Source organism: Peribacillus sp. NPDC097198 (assembly GCF_044762055.1).
Classification (GTDB): Bacteria; Bacillota; Bacilli; order Bacillales; family DSM-1321; genus Peribacillus.
In genome coordinates this window covers 88,423-103,234 of sequence record NZ_JBIWDO010000001.1, presented here as the reverse complement: position 1 = coordinate 103,234, position 14,812 = coordinate 88,423, and the positions used below count along the sequence as shown (strand labels likewise).

The following is a 14,812-nucleotide window of genomic DNA, read 5'->3' as shown; positions in this document are numbered from 1 at the left end:
AAAGAATGGAGATATGAGCCATTTATTTAAAAACGAAAGAGGTAATGAACCATGACAACATTTCCACAATTAACAACCGAAATATCGGAAAATGAAAAAGCGGTGATCATGCAGACGACGCTTGGTGATATTAAAATCAAGCTGTTTCCCAAGCATGCTCCTAAAACAGTAGAAAACTTCTTAACACACGCTGAGAATGGATATTACGATGGAATCATCTTCCACCGTGTCATAAAGGATTTCATGCTACAAGGTGGAGATCCGACAGGTACAGGAATGGGTGGGGAAAGCATCTGGGGCACGAATTTTGAAGATGAATTCTCCATGGAACTGTTCAATCTGCGCGGAGCCCTTTCCATGGCGAATGCGGGTCCAGGAACGAACGGAAGCCAATTCTTCATCGTTCAGGCACAGCATGTAGACAGCAGAATGGGTGAACAAATGAAGCAAGCCGGATATCCGGAAGAAATCATCAGTGCGTATATGGAAAATGGCGGAACACCATGGTTAGACCACAAACATTCCGTTTTCGGCCAAGTTATCGAGGGCATGGATGTTGTCGATACGATCGCCAATGTAGAGACGGTTGCGGGAGACAAGCCAGCTGTGGATGTAGTCATTAAAGGCATTACGATTTTATAAACGAAGGTACGTGAAGCGGGGGGCATAGGGCCTCTCGCTTTTTTAGTTTCTAGGGGAGGAACTTGACTAGTGGATTGATTCAATAATTGTTATAATGAGGAAAAAGATCATTTTTCAGGAAGGATGAAATAGATGGACGTTCTATACTCCGCACTATTAGGCATGTTTCTTTATTTTCCGGAAGACAAAAGTGAATATATTCCCGCAGGCATTACCTGTGTCATCTTTTTGATTGCAGCTGGGTTTACGATGAGGGCCATCATCAGATACTCGAAGAAAGAAGAATTGAAGACGAAGAAGTTCGAGGAGGAAGTGACGAAAAGAAACCGGCATCTACAAGATGATTCCCTTTCTTGAACGGCTTTGTGCTTCTGACTACCTCGTTTTAGCTAAACGGGAATACTTTAGAAAAAAATGAAACAAATAAACTAGTTCCCATTTTGGCATAAGCATTTTATACTATAAGCTATAGAGAGAGAGTTTTGGGGGCGGAAAGTGTTATGCAAATCATAGCGAAGAGAATGATTGCGACAGATACGGTCAAGTGCTTCTTCATGGAACATTGGGAGACGACTCAAGTCGTCTTTTCAATCGGCATGTTCCATTATGCGGAACTCGATGGATTTGCGGTAATGGATGGGGATGAGAAAATCACGGGGATGGTCACGTATAAAGTGCTGAATCAACAATGTGAAATCATTTCCCTGAACAGTGAGCATGAGAATCAGGGCGTGGGCTCATCCTTACTTTATGTGATTGAGAATATCGCCAAGGAAAAGAATTGCCACTCCATTAAAGCCATTACCACGAATGATAATTTACAGGCTTTGAAGTTCTTTCAAAAACGTGGGTATGTCATTTCCGAGATTGTGAGGAATGCCGTGGAAGAATCAAGAAAGACAAAACCGGAAATCCCGTTTTACAGCTCCGATGGCATTCCAATACGGGATGAAATCATTCTCGAAAAACTAGTTTAAATAGGAGGAATGGATATGTTTAAGAAAATGGCAGCAGATGCTCTGGGTCTCAGTGATATAGGAAGTGTGATTAAGCCTGCTGATTATGATAAGGTCGATGCTGATGATTACATCATGCATGAAGATGACGAGAAAATTTATTTCTTGATTAAATCGAAAACGGATGAATATTGCTTCACGAACCAAGCGTTCATCCATCTCGACGGAACAAGTGCCATCAGCAAGAAACGGATGCTGACCAGATATAGCTATAGCCAGTATGAGTTTTCGCATGTGACATTAGAAACCGCTGGTACCGTCGATTTAGATGCTGAGATTAAATTCTCGATCGGTGCTAAAACCTTCTCGATTGACGTGCATAAGAAATTCATCGAGGAATTGAAGGATCTATTTAAATCACTCGTTAAAATTTCGGAAATTTGCCATGAGAATGCCTATGCCCTTCAATTTGCGCAACAAAGCGTAAATTTGGCCTCATCGACATTGAATCAAGTCCGTACAGATGGCAGCCAAATGGTGTCCAGCTTTAAGGATATCAATGCCGCTGCGTTTGACTGGTTGATGGATAGCCGCAAGAAGTACCATGTGAAAGATTTCGGGTATGTGTTCGAAAAATATATCAATAATTAATATCCACAATCCATACAAAAGCGGACACAGCGATGTGTCCGCTTTTTCGTTTAGTTATTGAGGTCATTCAAACCTGGAGCATGTTCACTAGGCATGTCCGGCATCTCTGGAACTGGAAATCCTTTAGGTGGTTCCATGACAGAAAGATTGCCGCCATTACGGCTTGGTGTCTCCCCTTGGAATACTTCGCCGATCTGGGTTTGGTCAAGCCTGAAGTTGAATTGGGCATTATGGTAGCCCAAATCTACATATTTCCGGCATTCCGGATATTTATTCAGGTCATAATTTGGGACAGGGAAGATTTTACCCCAATCCACTCCCAGTGTTTCTAAAGCCTTTGCAAACGCATTTTGATGGGCGTTGTCACGTACCATGAGGAACGCAATGGTTTCACGCAAGGTTTTATTGGAGCTCATTTCATAAATTCTCGATTTTTGGAGTACCCCCGTCGATTCAAGCATCACATTGTTTAAAAGGTTGGCAATTAAGTTTCCATGATCGTATACCCATGACCCATTCCAAGGGTTACCTCCCGCGTCTACGGGAAGGGAAGCTTTGGCACCGATGATAAAATGGTGGGGGTTCGCACCAGACTGAATCACTTCCTCAAGTGGTGCACCATTCGGACCTGAATTTCCCGGTAGATTTCCACCCGCTTCATTTAGCAGCTGATTGATTGTGGTCTGAACAAGCTCTACATGGCTTAGCTCCTCTATAAAAATGCCGCGTATTAAATCTCTATATTTTTTTTCCTTACCACGGAAGTTGGCGCTTTGAAACGAAAACTGCATCAACGTACGCATCTCTCCGAATTGGCCACCGAGCGCTTCTTGAAGGACTTTTGCAGCATGTGGATCCGGTTTGTCCGGTACGATCATATTAATTAGATCCTCTTTATAAAAATACAATGAGATAGCCTCCTTTAAGATTTGGTATCATTAGTTAGTTTTTGCAGGATTGTTCAATTTATTCTCGAGGGAAAAAATACCTTTATGGAATGCGCCAAAGAGAGAAATACTAGGGAAAGGTTGATTATGAAAGGGTGTTGCATATGCTATCCAATCAGCAACTAAATAGCTTCCAACAGCAACTTCAGCAAACGAAGCACCGGTTGGGAGAGCAATTAGAGGAATCTTACGCACTTGGCTTAAGAAAGAACGTACGAAATTGGACAGGGGAACTATCCGTGTATGATAACCATCCGGCGGATCAAGGAACGGAATTATTCGAACGTGAAAAAGATTTGGCACTTGGGGAGCATTATCGTGATGAAATCAGGGATATCGATCGAGCGCTTAAGGCCATTGATGAAGGGAATTATGGAAAATGTGAGGTTTGTTCGAAGGAGATTCCGCTTGAAAGGCTGAATATTGTTCCGACCACGACTTTTTGTGTGGAGCATAGCCCATCTCAAGAGACTTCCCATAATCGTCCGGTCGAAGAGGAGGTGCTTGGTCCAAGCTTCGCCACATATGATTGCGATGGGACGAGCTCTGTCGGATATGATGCGGAAGATAGTTGGCAAGACGTAGCTAGATATGGTACATCGGAGACGCCTTCCGACTTTGCCTATCCACCAAGTGATTATGAGGATACGTATATCGATTCGTCTGAAAATGTAGGATTCGTCGAGAACTATGAGAATATAGCCGGTGTGGATCTATATGGGGAAAACTTAACGGTTTATCATAACGTCCAATACCAGGAAATAGAAGATGATTTAATAGAAGAGGATACTCAGACTCCCTTTGGAGATTTGCCGCGTTATGAAAAAGCTCCGTATGTCGAGGAAGAAAACCAATAGCCAAAAGCAAAGAACCAGGCAATTCGCCTGGTTCTTTGTCTGTTTTATGAAAAAGCCAGTTTGAGACGAGTTAATCCATCTTGCAGCAGGCTGAGTGAACAGCCGATATTCATCCGGACAAATCCTTCTCCGCCTGCACCATATTTTGTTCCAGGCTCTAAGGCGATTTTTCCTTTATGGATCAGTCGTTCTTGTATTTCCTTATCGGAAAGACCGAGTTCGCGACAGTCAATCCATAGGAGGTAAGAGGCATCAGGATGCATGACGCGAAGGGAAGGAATTTCAGCAGAAATGAACTCCTCGGCCACTTTAACATTTTCTTCAATATACTCAATCAAATCGGTGAGCCAACTAAGCCCATCCCGGTAGGCGGCTTCCATGGCCGTTAAGGCAAAAATATTCAAACCGTGAAAGGCCTGTCTTGTTTGGGCATTCTGCAGTTTGACCTGGAGCTCTTTATTGCTGGTAATCAAGAACGAGGCCTGTAGCCCAGCGATATTGAACGTTTTGCTTGGTGCCATTAACGTGACCGTGATTTCGGCTAACTTGTCCGCCAATGAAGCGATAGGATGATGCAGGGCTGTTGAGTGAAAGAGGTCTGCGTGGATCTCATCGCTGACAATGGTGACATGATGGGCCAAGCAAAGTTCCCCGATGCGCAATAACTCCTCCTTTGTCCAAATGCGACCGCCAGGATTATGGGGACTGCAAAGGAGGAATAGCTTAACGCCGGTCTTCAACTTTTCCTCAAAATCTTCAAAGTCGATTGCAAATCTGTTAGCTTCCAAGAGAAGGGGACTATTGACGACTTCCCGTCCATTGTTTTTAATCATGTCGAAGAAAGGGGTATAGACAGGAGATTGCACCAGAATCTTATCCCCAGGTTCCGTAAAGGCCTGAATGGTGGAACCGATGGCTGAAACGACGCCAGAACTGAATGTGATCATGTCTTTTGTGATGGACCATTGATGCCGGTCTTTCACCCATTTTTGAATCTCGCCGTACACCGACTCTGAAGGGACGGTATATCCGAAGACCGGATGATTCGCTCGTTCGATTAATGCTTTTTGAATAGGTTCAGGAGAAGGGAAATCCATATCGGCCACCCACATAGGCAGGATGTCTTCCCTGCCATATAATGATGTAAGGGCCATTTTGTCCCACTTTACAGAACCGGTATGTTCCCTACTGATGTGTTCATCAAAAATAGATCTGTTCAATATATTCACCGCCAAATCATTTTTTATCATGCCCTGTTAACGTCTTAACGAAAAGATACTTGTTATGATACTATGATAACATGTTCTTTCCGAAATTATGGAGCAGGTGATTATAATGGATACACAACAAATGAATATAGCGTTTGTGGCTACTTTGCAAGAATGGGATCCGTATGGGATTGGCGGGGAACTATATGAACCGGAGATTGCCGACACGGTCGTGGCCTTACGCGATATAGATGACCTTCAGGAACTGGCGGAAAAAATCAAGTCCATCTACGAATTTGCATTTGATGAACCCGTCCAGCTGGAACGGTGTCTACAGGTTGCACAAAAACTGCTGATCATCAAAAATGATGCCAGCTGCTCGATTTAAAGAAAAGGGATGACTCCGAATTCGGGTCATCCCTCTTTATATGGTTTCGTCTATTCGTCTAAAAACTCCTTGATTAACTGATACACTTCTTCGGGTTTCTCCTCAGGAAGTAAATGGCCCGTATTTTCCATGACAATGAGCTTGGAATTGGGGAGGTCTTCATGTAGTCTTCTTCCAATGTCGAGCGGAACCACTCGATCATACCGCCCCCAAACAAGCAGGCAGGGCGTATCGATTGAATGAAGTTGTTCGGATGATAAATCGCTTTCCTTATCACGTAACATCCTTCCTAAGGCACGAAATATATCATGCTTCTTCATGAAAGGATCGAGATAGCCCTGGCGCATTTCATCGTCGATCATCGTCTGATTATGGACGACATTCCTTAGATTCTTTTCGATGCCGGACCTTTGGAGATATCCCTTTACCCCAAATGAAAAGAAAGGGAAGTAGCTGAGCATCTTCATCTTTCTCGGGAAGCTTGGCTCGTACCCGGATCCGGCAAGAAGGACGGCGCGCTCGACCAGGCCAGGATAAGCTTTGATGAGTTGCAAGGAAACCTGTCCACCCATGGAATGCGCAATGATGCTGAACTTCTTGATGTTCTTTTCTTCCAAAAGCTGTACGACGGAACCTGCGATGTTCCGGAAAGAGTATGTATAGCGATTAGTTTTCCCACTTTGACCGAATGGAGGCAAGTCTATCGAGATGACATTATAGTCTTTCGTTAAATGGGGTATCAGTTTCCGGAAGCTAAAGCTTGATGATAAAAACCCATGGATTAATACCAGGGTGGGGAAAGAGTCATGAACATGAATGTGTTCATAATACATATCGATATCCCCAATCTGCTCAATGTCTTTCTTTACGTAACTTTCCATATTCGTGTTCTCCTCTACCATTCCTAAGCAAAATAAGAAGCTACTGCTGTTGCTTATCTTCCTTAGTTTTAAATAATTTCCTCTTTATCCTGTTACATAACAATACCAGAAATTATCCCCATTAAAAAATACAATTACTATAACAGATATTACGTGAACTTTGGTATAATAGTGTAAGTTTATCCTGACAGAATAGAACTTATTAATTTAATCGTGTCATACATGCCTTTAAACAAGGCTTTAAAAGGAAATTGATCGGGCTTTCTGCCAGCCAAACCATCATGTCTACATTTATGAATTCTAATAGGGAGGTTTTCCAATGCATTTGAATGAAGGGGAATTGGAAGTCTTAAGAATCATTGAAAATAACAGTCGGATCGATCAGAAGGATTTGGCTAAAATGACCGAGTTATCTGAAGCGGACATTGAAGCAACGTTGAAGAAATTGGAAGATATGCGTGTGATTGTACGTTACTTGACCGTGATTAACTGGGCAAAAGTAGATGAATATCACGGTGTGACTGCCATGATCGATGTTAAAGTAACCCCAAAACGCGGAGTTGGTTTCGATGAAGTCGCCAAACGTATATATCGATTCAAAGAAGTGGAGTCCGTTTATTTGATGTCCGGTGCGTATGACCTTTCCGTCATCGTGGAAGGTCGTTCAATGAATGAAGTGGCAAGGTTTGTATCGGAAAAACTTTCGACGCTCGATTCTGTCATTTCCACGACAACTCACTTTATTATGAAGAAATATAAGCATGATGGGACAATTTTTGAACAAACAGAAGAAGACAGAAGGATAGTGGTATCACCATGATTAAAACGAGTTTCGTGTCAAAAACGGTTTCAGAGCTAAAACCATCGGGTATCCGTCGATTTTTCGACTTGGCTGCCAATCTAGAAGGAGTCGTTTCACTTGGAGTGGGAGAACCGGACTTCGTTACATCCTGGGCAGTCCGGGAAGCGGCAATCAACTCATTGGAAGAAGGATACACCTCTTATACAGCTAATGCCGGCTTGATGGAATTGAGGCAGGAAATCAGTGGATATATGAAAAAGCAGTTTGAGGTTTCGTATGATCCCGAGAATCAAATCATTGTTACGGTGGGTGCAAGTCAGGCCCTCGACATTGCCCTTAGGACAATCTTGAATCCTGGTGAGGAAGTCATCGTCGTCGAACCTTGTTTCGTTGCCTATGCACCATTGGTAACGATGGCAGGAGGGGTGCCGGTCACTGTCCAAACTTCCAGGGAACATGACTTTAAGTTAATGCCGGAGCAGCTCGAAGCGGTCATCACACCAAGGACGAAGGCAATCTTGATTTGTTCGCCGAATAACCCGACTGGAACTCAGTTAGAGAAATCGGAGTTGGCAGCACTTGCTGAAATCATCAAAAAGCATGATTTATTAGTCCTTTCCGATGAGATTTATGCGGAGCTTGCATATGATGAGAAATATACGTCATTTGCCGCCATCGACGGCATGCTTGAGCGTACGATCGTCATCAACGGGTTCTCTAAAGCGTTTGCGATGACTGGATGGCGTCTTGGATTTGTATGTGCGCCTCCGGAAATTTCCGCAGCGATGCTCAAAGTCCATCAATACGCGATGATGTGCGCTCCGACCATGGCACAGTTTGCAGCATTGGAAGCTTTGAAGAATGGAATGCAAGATGTGGAAGATATGCGCCGCAGCTACAGAGGAAGACGCAACTATATCGTAAAGTCATTTAACGAAATCGGTCTGGACTGCCATAATCCAGGCGGAGCTTTTTATGCCTTCCCATCCATTGAGAAAACGGGCATGACTTCCATGGAGTTCGCAGAAAAACTGCTGACTGAAGAACTTGTGGCCGTGGTACCGGGAGATGTTTTCGGGGAAAGTGGTGAGGGGCATATCCGTTGTTCTTATGCTTCTTCCATGGAACAGCTTCAGGAAGCCATTAAAAGAATGGATCGGTTCATGCAGAAATATAGCAAGTACTAAAACCCCATACGCAAAAAAATAGGGATTCGCCGTAATATACGGCGAATCCCTATCCATAGGGGGAATTAGAAAAAAGAGTTAATCTTAATGGATTAACATAGAAAGTGTTAATCATAGTATATCCAGTTTATAGAAAATAATACGCCTGATATGGATATTTTTACAATTTAGTTTGTGTGTTATATAAATGATGCATGATATTTAAAATTTGTTCTTCACTGAAATCTTTCGCGGTACGGAGGATGAGCTTAGCCTGTTTGAGTCCAATTTCCTGAATGAGTTCTTCCATTTCTTCATCCAAACCTGAAGCATTCGCAACGGGGCCATTTTGGATTAGCTCCGAGGCAGGGATATCAAGAACGGTGGAAAGCCGTAAAATGGTCTGGGTATCAGGCGTGACTTCCCCTGATTCATACATTTCAATTTTTTTGGTGCCCATACGTAGTTTCAAAGCCAGTTCTTGTTGAGTGAGATTATGATCTTCCCGGTATTGCCGAATATTCTTTGCGATATTTGACATGTCAATCACTCCTTTTTCAGGAAATAGTAGTAATAAGGTCATTTTACCATATTTTAACTTGTATACAGTGGGAATGATATGGATATTTTGTGAAAAGAAAACGCCGCATCGATTACCGATGCGGCGTTTTGAATGAAGGAAACATTACTTGTCAAATAGACCGATTGAACTCAAAAAGACGACGAGTATCGCTACCGGAACGATATAGCGAATGAGAAAGTACCAAAGTTTGAAGAAAGAGAATCCTGGGCTTGCCCCCATTTCGAACTCTTTCTGAACTTGGAGCCTTTTCATCTGATAGCCAATGAAAAGAGAGATGAATAAGGCTCCGATAGGCAAGGCGATGTTGCTTGTCACATAATCAGCGAGGTCGAAGAAGGTCAAGTTGAAAATCTTCACATCGGAGAGTACGCCAAATGATAATGCGCTTGGAATCCCGATCACGAAAACAACAAGGCCGGCTATCCATGAAGATTTCCGGCGCTTCCGAGCATCGCCCTTTATCATGGATGCTACGATGATTTCCAGAATGGAGAACGCTGAAGTAAGCGTAGCGAATAATAATAATACGAAGAAAATCGCCATGAAAATGCCACCGAAGGTAATTTCATTAAAGACCGCAGGCAACACGACAAAGACGAGTCCTGGTCCACTTGAAGGATCGAAACCAAGGGCAAATACGGCCGGGAAAATGACCAAGCCCGCCAATAAGGAAATGAAAATATTCAACCCGACTACGGATAATGCCGATTTTGTAATATCATCATTCTTACTTAAGTACGAAGCATAGGTGACCATCACGGAAATACCTACACTCAGTGCAAAGAAGGATTGTCCTAGCGCTAATAAAATCGTCTGCTCCGTCAAGGCGGAGAAATCCGGTTTCAAAAAGAAACGGACACCTTCCATCGCACCTTCAAGTGTCATGGAACGAACGAGAAGGACAAGAAAAAGGACGAATAGGGAAGGCATCATGTACTTATTGGCCTTTTCAATCCCTTTGGATACGCCACCTTGTACGACCCAAATCGTCAAGACCATGAAAAGAAGCTGCGCAATGACCGTTTCATAAGGACTGCTGATAACGGTATTGAAAAGGCCACTGTATTCCGATTGGGTTAAATTTGATAGGGACCCGGTAAAGCTTCTCCATAAATAGGAAAGGATCCAGCCACCAACAACACTATAGAAGGAAAGTAAAATGATGGATGCTAGAACTCCGCCATATCCTAGTAACACCCAGGGTTTACCTGGTGAAATGTGCTTGTAGGCCCGAATGGCATCTTTTTGTGCATTCCGGCCGATGGTGAATTCGGCGATAAGTAAGGGTGTGCCGATCATGAGGGTGAAAATCACGAAAAAAAGGAAAAAAGCGCCGCCTCCATTTGTCCCTGTCATATATGGAAACTTCCAGATGGCACCCAAACCAATAGCGGACCCAGCCGCTGCTAGAATGAATCCGATTTTGGAAGACCATTGCTCTTGTTTTGCCATGGTGAAAAACTCCTTTAGAGGTATAGAAATACGTGAATGTAGAGATAAACATTTTCTCATCTTACTACGATTAATCTCAATTTGGTAGTTTTTTGTTATGCTAATTTTTTGAAAAATTAATGATCGAAAAAATGGGGACAAAGAATTAAATGAAAACTTTTAGGATAAGTTATAAATAATAGCCATATATCGAAATGGACACTCAATTACAAAATTTTTACGTTTTAGCGGAAAAAGTATGGTATACTTAACTTTGATTATTTCCAGCTCTGTGATATAATTTTGTATTGCGTGAAAAGCCGAAAAAATATATATAAAATAGGAGTGTTACCATGTCTGAAAAATTCGAAATTGGTGCAGTAGTTACTGGTAAGGTAACTGGTATTCAACCTTACGGTGCATTTGTTGCTTTAGATGATTCAACTCAAGGATTAGTTCATATTTCTGAAATCACTCACGGGTTCGTAAAAGATATTAACGAACATTTAAAAGTGGGCGATGAAGTGAAAGTTAAAGTACTTTCAATCGATTCAAAAGCTGGAAAAATCGGCTTATCAATCCGCGCAACAGAAGAAGCTCCTGAGCGTACTGAAGCTCCTAAGAAAGCTCCAAAAAAACGCCAAGCATCTGTTAAAGCAACATCACACATCGAGTCTACTGAAGGATTCAACTCTTTAAAAGATAAACTTCAAGCGTGGATCGATCAATCTGAACGCGAAGACTTAATCAAAAAATAATTTTTTTAACCGGATGGTCTTAGGACCATCCGGTTTTTTTATTATTCTTCAATAATTGATAAAGCCGGGACATGTTTCATGGACCGGCTTTATTTTATACATATTTTCTTTTAGCGATTCATTGAGTTGGTTTTGTTTCAGTTTCACGAGACGTTTGGGGACTTGGCTTGAAGAGAAGACCAAGATTGATAAGCCCGGCGATTCCCACTAAGCCATAAACGATGCGAGCCAAAGCAGCATCTTGTCCGCCGAATATCGCTGCGACTAGATCAAACTGAAAAAATCCAATTAGTCCCCAGTTGATGGCTCCGATGATTGTTAAAACAAGTGCCGTTTTTTGTAATCCACTCATTGTATAGCCTCCTTTTTTATAAGCATCTTTCTTTACTTATCATGCTTTTTGAAGATAATTATATACACCCCAGAAAAAACTTCTAAACGGATATTTTGTATTTATATGGAATGTTCGTCATAATGAAGGGATAAAATATCCATTGCTGCAGTGGCATGGGGCTGCTGAAAAAAAGGCAATGCAAAAGGAGATTATATATATTGGAAAATTACACGTATAAGAATCCTACTAAGATCATCTTTGGTAGAAACCAATTGAAAAGCATAAAAGAGGAAATTCCTGCCTACGGAAAGAAAGTGTTGCTCGTCTACGGTGGCGGAAGCATCAAGAAAAACGGGCTGTATGATAAAGTGATGGAGGAATTGAAAGAAATCCAGGTGGAAGTATATGAACTGGCAGGAGTTGAACCAAACCCAAGGATCACGACTGTCCGTAAAGGTGTGGAGTTGTGTAAGGAACATCAAATCGACTTCGTGCTAGCGGTAGGCGGCGGAAGTGTCATCGATGCAACAAAAGGCATCGTTGCGGGTGCGAAGTATGAAGGAGACGCTTGGGATCTTGTCACCAAAAAGGCTCCCGTCAAAGAAGCCCTTCCTTTTGGGACAATCCTTACGATTGCTGCAACCGGTTCTGAAGCGAATTCGGGTTCGGTCATTACGAATTGGGAAACGAAAGAGAAATACGGATGGGGAAGTCCTTTGTTATTTCCTAAATTCTCGGTCCTTGATCCTGAAAACACTTTTTCACTTCCAAAAAATCAAACCGTCTATGGCATGGTCGATATGATGTCACATGTTTTCGAAACGTATTTCCATCAAGAAACGCATGCTCCGCTTCAGGACCGCTTTTGTGAATCACTTCTGGTGACGGTCATGGAAACGGCTCCAAAGTTATTGGAAGACCTCGAGGATTATGAAAACCGTGCTACGATTTTGTATGCGGGCAATGTGGCGTTAAATGGTTCACTGGGAGTAGGATATCTTGGCGATTGGGCCACTCATAATATTGAACATGCCGTCTCTGCGGTCTATGATATTCCCCATGCGGGAGGCCTGGCAATATTATTCCCTAATTGGATGAAACATGTGCTCCATGAAAATGTCGAGCGGTTCAAACAAGTTGCCGTCCGTGTCTTTCAGGTCGATCCAGAGGGCAAATCAAGTGAAGAGGTTGCGCTTGAGGGAATTGAACGCCTTCAGTCATTCTGGAGCAGCTTAGGGGCCCCATCGCGTCTTGCAGATTACGATATCGACGATTCACAACTTGAAGTCATTGCCGATAAAGCGATGAGCAATGGAGAATTCGGTCGGTTTAAAGTATTGAATCGCGAAGATGTCCTTGCGATTCTACGTGCTTCATTATAAGAACCTTACGATAGGCTCCCACTATTCGATAGTGGGAGTTTTTTCTAAAAGACTTAGCGATTTCTTGATTCTGCTAAATACATCAGATAAAGTAAAAGGGTAACCAAAGAATAAAGGAGGAATTGGCATGTCCCATCTACATTTCGATTATTCAAAAGCTCTACCGTTTTTCGGAAAGCACGAAATGACCTATTTACAGGATGCTGTAAAAGTGGCACATCATTCTCTACACGAACAGACCGGTGCGGGCAATGAATTTCTGGGCTGGGTCGATTTACCGAAGGATTATGATAAAGAAGAGTTCTCCAGGATCAAGAAAGCTGCCGCCAAAATAAAAGAAGATTCGGACGTCCTGTTGGTCATCGGAATCGGTGGTTCGTATTTAGGAGCACGTGCAGCCATTGAAATGCTGCAACATAGTTTCTATAACCTTTTACCTTCTGATAAGAGAAACACTCCGCAAATCATATTCGTTGGTAACAACATAAGTTCTACATATATGCAAGATGTCATGGACGTATTGGTCGACAAGGACTTTTCAATCAATGTGATTTCCAAATCGGGCACAACGACGGAGCCTGCCCTTGCGTTCCGGATTTTCCGTAAGCTTCTCGAGCAAAAGTATGGTCCAGAAGTAGCGAAAGGTCGTATATTCGCGACTACCGATAAAGAAAAGGGCGCATTAAAGACAGTGGCCACGGAAGAGGGATTTGAAACGTTCGTCATTCCGGATGATGTCGGTGGAAGGTATTCTGTACTTACTGCAGTGGGCTTGCTTCCGATTGCTGTAAGTGGTGCGGATATAGATCAAGTGATGGAAGGGGCGGAGAGCGCTAGAGCGGACTTCAGTTCATCGGAGCTTTCCGAGAACCAGGCTTATCAATACGCGGCCGTCCGTAACGTCCTTTATAATAAGGGGAAAACCATTGAAATGTTGATCAACTATGAACCTGGTCTGCAATATTTCTCTGAGTGGTGGAAGCAGTTGTTCGGCGAAAGTGAAGGGAAGGACCAGAAAGGGATTTTCCCGGCAGCCGCCAACTTCTCTACGGACCTGCATTCGATGGGGCAGTATGTACAGGAAGGGCGACGCGACCTTTTCGAAACGGTCATCAAAGTGGAAGAGGCACGTCATGAAATCTCGATTGAAGCGGCAGAAAATGATTTAGATGGTTTGAATTATCTGGCTGGTGAAACCGTACAATTCGTCAATAACAAGGCATTTGAAGGTACCTTATTGGCTCATACGGATGGCGGTGTTCCTAACCTGATTGTTTCCGTACCAAAACTGGATGCCTTCACATTCGGCTACCTTGTTTATTTCTTCGAGAAGGCTTGCGCGATGAGCGGCTATCTGTTGGGGGTCAATCCGTTTGATCAGCCTGGGGTCGAAGCCTACAAGGTGAATATGTTTGCCCTGCTAGGAAAACCAGGGTATGAAGAGAAAAAGGCGGAACTCGAACAGCGTTTATAAAATAAAGTGAAGAAGGCATCATGCTGGACTAGATTGTCCACGCATGATGCCTTTTTTTATCGGATTAAGAAAAAGTTGAGAAAAAAGGTTGATAATGCTATGTAATCCGATACCTAGAAAAGAGGGACTGTGCATGCAACTATCTTCGACAACGAATAGTTACGCTGGAACGATAAGTACCCCTTCAACTACGGGAAATCAAAACGCTATGAAGGATCTGGAAAAACAGAAAACAGAGCAGCAGGCAGATATCCAGGAAGCCTATCAATCAGAAGGTACAGCCGAATCCAATTTGCTTTTTACCCAATCGAAAGAGGATAGTGATCAATAGGGGTTATTTTAAGACTTTTGG

The 14,812-nt window shown here is 42.9% G+C and carries 18 protein-coding genes; 12 read left to right on the top strand and 6 right to left on the bottom strand.

The window, feature by feature from the left end:
- Nucleotides 1-51: 51 nt before the first annotated feature.
- The 4 genes from ACIQXQ_RS00505 (at nt 52) to ACIQXQ_RS00490 (ending at nt 2,249) form a co-directional block, all read left to right on the top strand.
- On the top strand, nt 52-642 hold the full coding sequence (locus ACIQXQ_RS00505; protein ID WP_402871083.1) for a peptidylprolyl isomerase: 591 nt from the start codon (nt 52-54) through the stop codon (nt 640-642).
- Between the two features lie 132 nt (nt 643-774).
- On the top strand, nt 775-999 hold the full coding sequence (locus ACIQXQ_RS00500; RefSeq protein ID WP_402871085.1) for a hypothetical protein: 225 nt from the start codon (nt 775-777) through the stop codon (nt 997-999).
- Between the two features lie 143 nt (nt 1,000-1,142).
- Complete coding sequence (locus ACIQXQ_RS00495) at nt 1,143-1,619, top strand: GNAT family N-acetyltransferase (RefSeq protein WP_402954288.1); 477 nt, start codon at nt 1,143-1,145, stop codon at nt 1,617-1,619.
- 15 nt (nt 1,620-1,634) lie between these two features.
- Nucleotides 1,635-2,249 carry a PH domain-containing protein gene (locus tag ACIQXQ_RS00490; protein ID WP_402954285.1) on the top strand — a complete coding sequence of 205 codons (615 nt, stop codon included), beginning with the start codon at nt 1,635-1,637 and terminating at the stop codon, nt 2,247-2,249.
- Nucleotides 2,250-2,299: 50 nt separating this feature from the next.
- Here the strand turns inward: ACIQXQ_RS00490 and ACIQXQ_RS00485 are convergent, their stop codons facing one another.
- On the bottom strand, nt 2,300-3,157 hold the full coding sequence (locus ACIQXQ_RS00485; protein WP_402871092.1) for a manganese catalase family protein: 858 nt from the start codon (nt 3,155-3,157) through the stop codon (nt 2,300-2,302).
- Nucleotides 3,158-3,300: 143 nt separating this feature from the next.
- Between ACIQXQ_RS00485 and ACIQXQ_RS00480 the strand changes: the two genes are divergently transcribed.
- Entirely contained in the window at nt 3,301-4,053 is a 753-nt protein-coding gene (locus tag ACIQXQ_RS00480) for a TraR/DksA C4-type zinc finger protein (RefSeq protein WP_402954282.1), read from the top strand.
- Nucleotides 4,054-4,097: 44 nt separating this feature from the next.
- On the opposite strand, the gene ACIQXQ_RS00475 is transcribed toward ACIQXQ_RS00480, so the two are convergent.
- Nucleotides 4,098-5,303 carry a MalY/PatB family protein gene (locus ACIQXQ_RS00475; RefSeq protein ID WP_402954279.1) on the bottom strand — a complete coding sequence of 402 codons (1,206 nt, stop codon included), beginning with the start codon at nt 5,301-5,303 and terminating at the stop codon, nt 4,098-4,100.
- A gap of 85 nt (nt 5,304-5,388) precedes the next feature.
- Here ACIQXQ_RS00475 and ACIQXQ_RS00470 point away from each other — a divergent pair, with 85 nt between their 5' ends.
- Nucleotides 5,389-5,649 (top strand): DUF1871 family protein, encoded by a 261-nt coding sequence (locus ACIQXQ_RS00470; protein ID WP_402954276.1) that lies wholly within the window; start codon nt 5,389-5,391, stop codon nt 5,647-5,649.
- A gap of 50 nt (nt 5,650-5,699) precedes the next feature.
- Here ACIQXQ_RS00470 and ACIQXQ_RS00465 read toward each other — a convergent pair whose 3' ends face one another.
- Nucleotides 5,700-6,530: an alpha/beta fold hydrolase gene (locus ACIQXQ_RS00465; RefSeq protein ID WP_402871103.1), complete on the bottom strand. Its 831-nt coding sequence runs from the start codon at nt 6,528-6,530 to the stop codon at nt 5,700-5,702.
- A 319-nt stretch (nt 6,531-6,849) separates the two neighbouring features.
- Here ACIQXQ_RS00465 and ACIQXQ_RS00460 point away from each other — a divergent pair, with 319 nt between their 5' ends.
- Nucleotides 6,850-7,350, top strand: a complete 501-nt coding sequence (locus ACIQXQ_RS00460) for an Lrp/AsnC family transcriptional regulator (protein WP_402871106.1) — start codon at nt 6,850-6,852, stop codon at nt 7,348-7,350.
- Complete coding sequence (locus ACIQXQ_RS00455; RefSeq protein WP_402954273.1) at nt 7,347-8,519, top strand: aminotransferase; 1,173 nt, start codon at nt 7,347-7,349, stop codon at nt 8,517-8,519. The genes ACIQXQ_RS00460 and ACIQXQ_RS00455 overlap by 4 nt, the downstream gene beginning before the upstream one ends.
- Before the next feature lie 160 nt (nt 8,520-8,679).
- Here the strand turns inward: ACIQXQ_RS00455 and ACIQXQ_RS00450 are convergent, their stop codons facing one another.
- Nucleotides 8,680-9,039 carry a helix-turn-helix domain-containing protein gene (locus tag ACIQXQ_RS00450; RefSeq protein ID WP_402954270.1) on the bottom strand — a complete coding sequence of 120 codons (360 nt, stop codon included), beginning with the start codon at nt 9,037-9,039 and terminating at the stop codon, nt 8,680-8,682.
- Nucleotides 9,040-9,183: 144 nt separating this feature from the next.
- Nucleotides 9,184-10,533, bottom strand: coding sequence for a sodium-dependent transporter (locus tag ACIQXQ_RS00445; RefSeq protein ID WP_402954267.1), 1,350 nt, complete (start codon nt 10,531-10,533; stop codon nt 9,184-9,186).
- A 332-nt stretch (nt 10,534-10,865) separates the two neighbouring features.
- On the opposite strand from ACIQXQ_RS00445, the gene yugI reads away from it, so the two are divergent.
- A complete protein-coding gene (gene yugI, locus ACIQXQ_RS00440) occupies nt 10,866-11,270 on the top strand; it encodes a S1 domain-containing post-transcriptional regulator GSP13 (protein ID WP_402871118.1) in 405 nt (134 codons plus the stop codon).
- Between the two features lie 118 nt (nt 11,271-11,388).
- Here the strand turns inward: yugI and ACIQXQ_RS00435 are convergent, their stop codons facing one another.
- Nucleotides 11,389-11,622, bottom strand: coding sequence for a DUF378 domain-containing protein (locus ACIQXQ_RS00435; RefSeq protein WP_402871121.1), 234 nt, complete (start codon nt 11,620-11,622; stop codon nt 11,389-11,391).
- 200 nt (nt 11,623-11,822) lie between these two features.
- Here ACIQXQ_RS00435 and ACIQXQ_RS00430 point away from each other — a divergent pair, with 200 nt between their 5' ends.
- The 3 genes from ACIQXQ_RS00430 to ACIQXQ_RS00420 all read left to right on the top strand — a co-directional run bounded on the left by ACIQXQ_RS00430 (nt 11,823) and on the right by ACIQXQ_RS00420 (nt 14,791).
- Nucleotides 11,823-12,986, top strand: a complete 1,164-nt coding sequence (locus ACIQXQ_RS00430; protein ID WP_402954264.1) for an iron-containing alcohol dehydrogenase — start codon at nt 11,823-11,825, stop codon at nt 12,984-12,986.
- Between the two features lie 127 nt (nt 12,987-13,113).
- Nucleotides 13,114-14,460, top strand: a complete 1,347-nt coding sequence (locus ACIQXQ_RS00425) for a glucose-6-phosphate isomerase (RefSeq protein WP_402954261.1) — start codon at nt 13,114-13,116, stop codon at nt 14,458-14,460.
- Between the two features lie 133 nt (nt 14,461-14,593).
- A complete protein-coding gene (locus ACIQXQ_RS00420) occupies nt 14,594-14,791 on the top strand; it encodes a hypothetical protein (RefSeq protein WP_402954258.1) in 198 nt (65 codons plus the stop codon).
- Nucleotides 14,792-14,812: the final 21 nt, after the last annotated feature.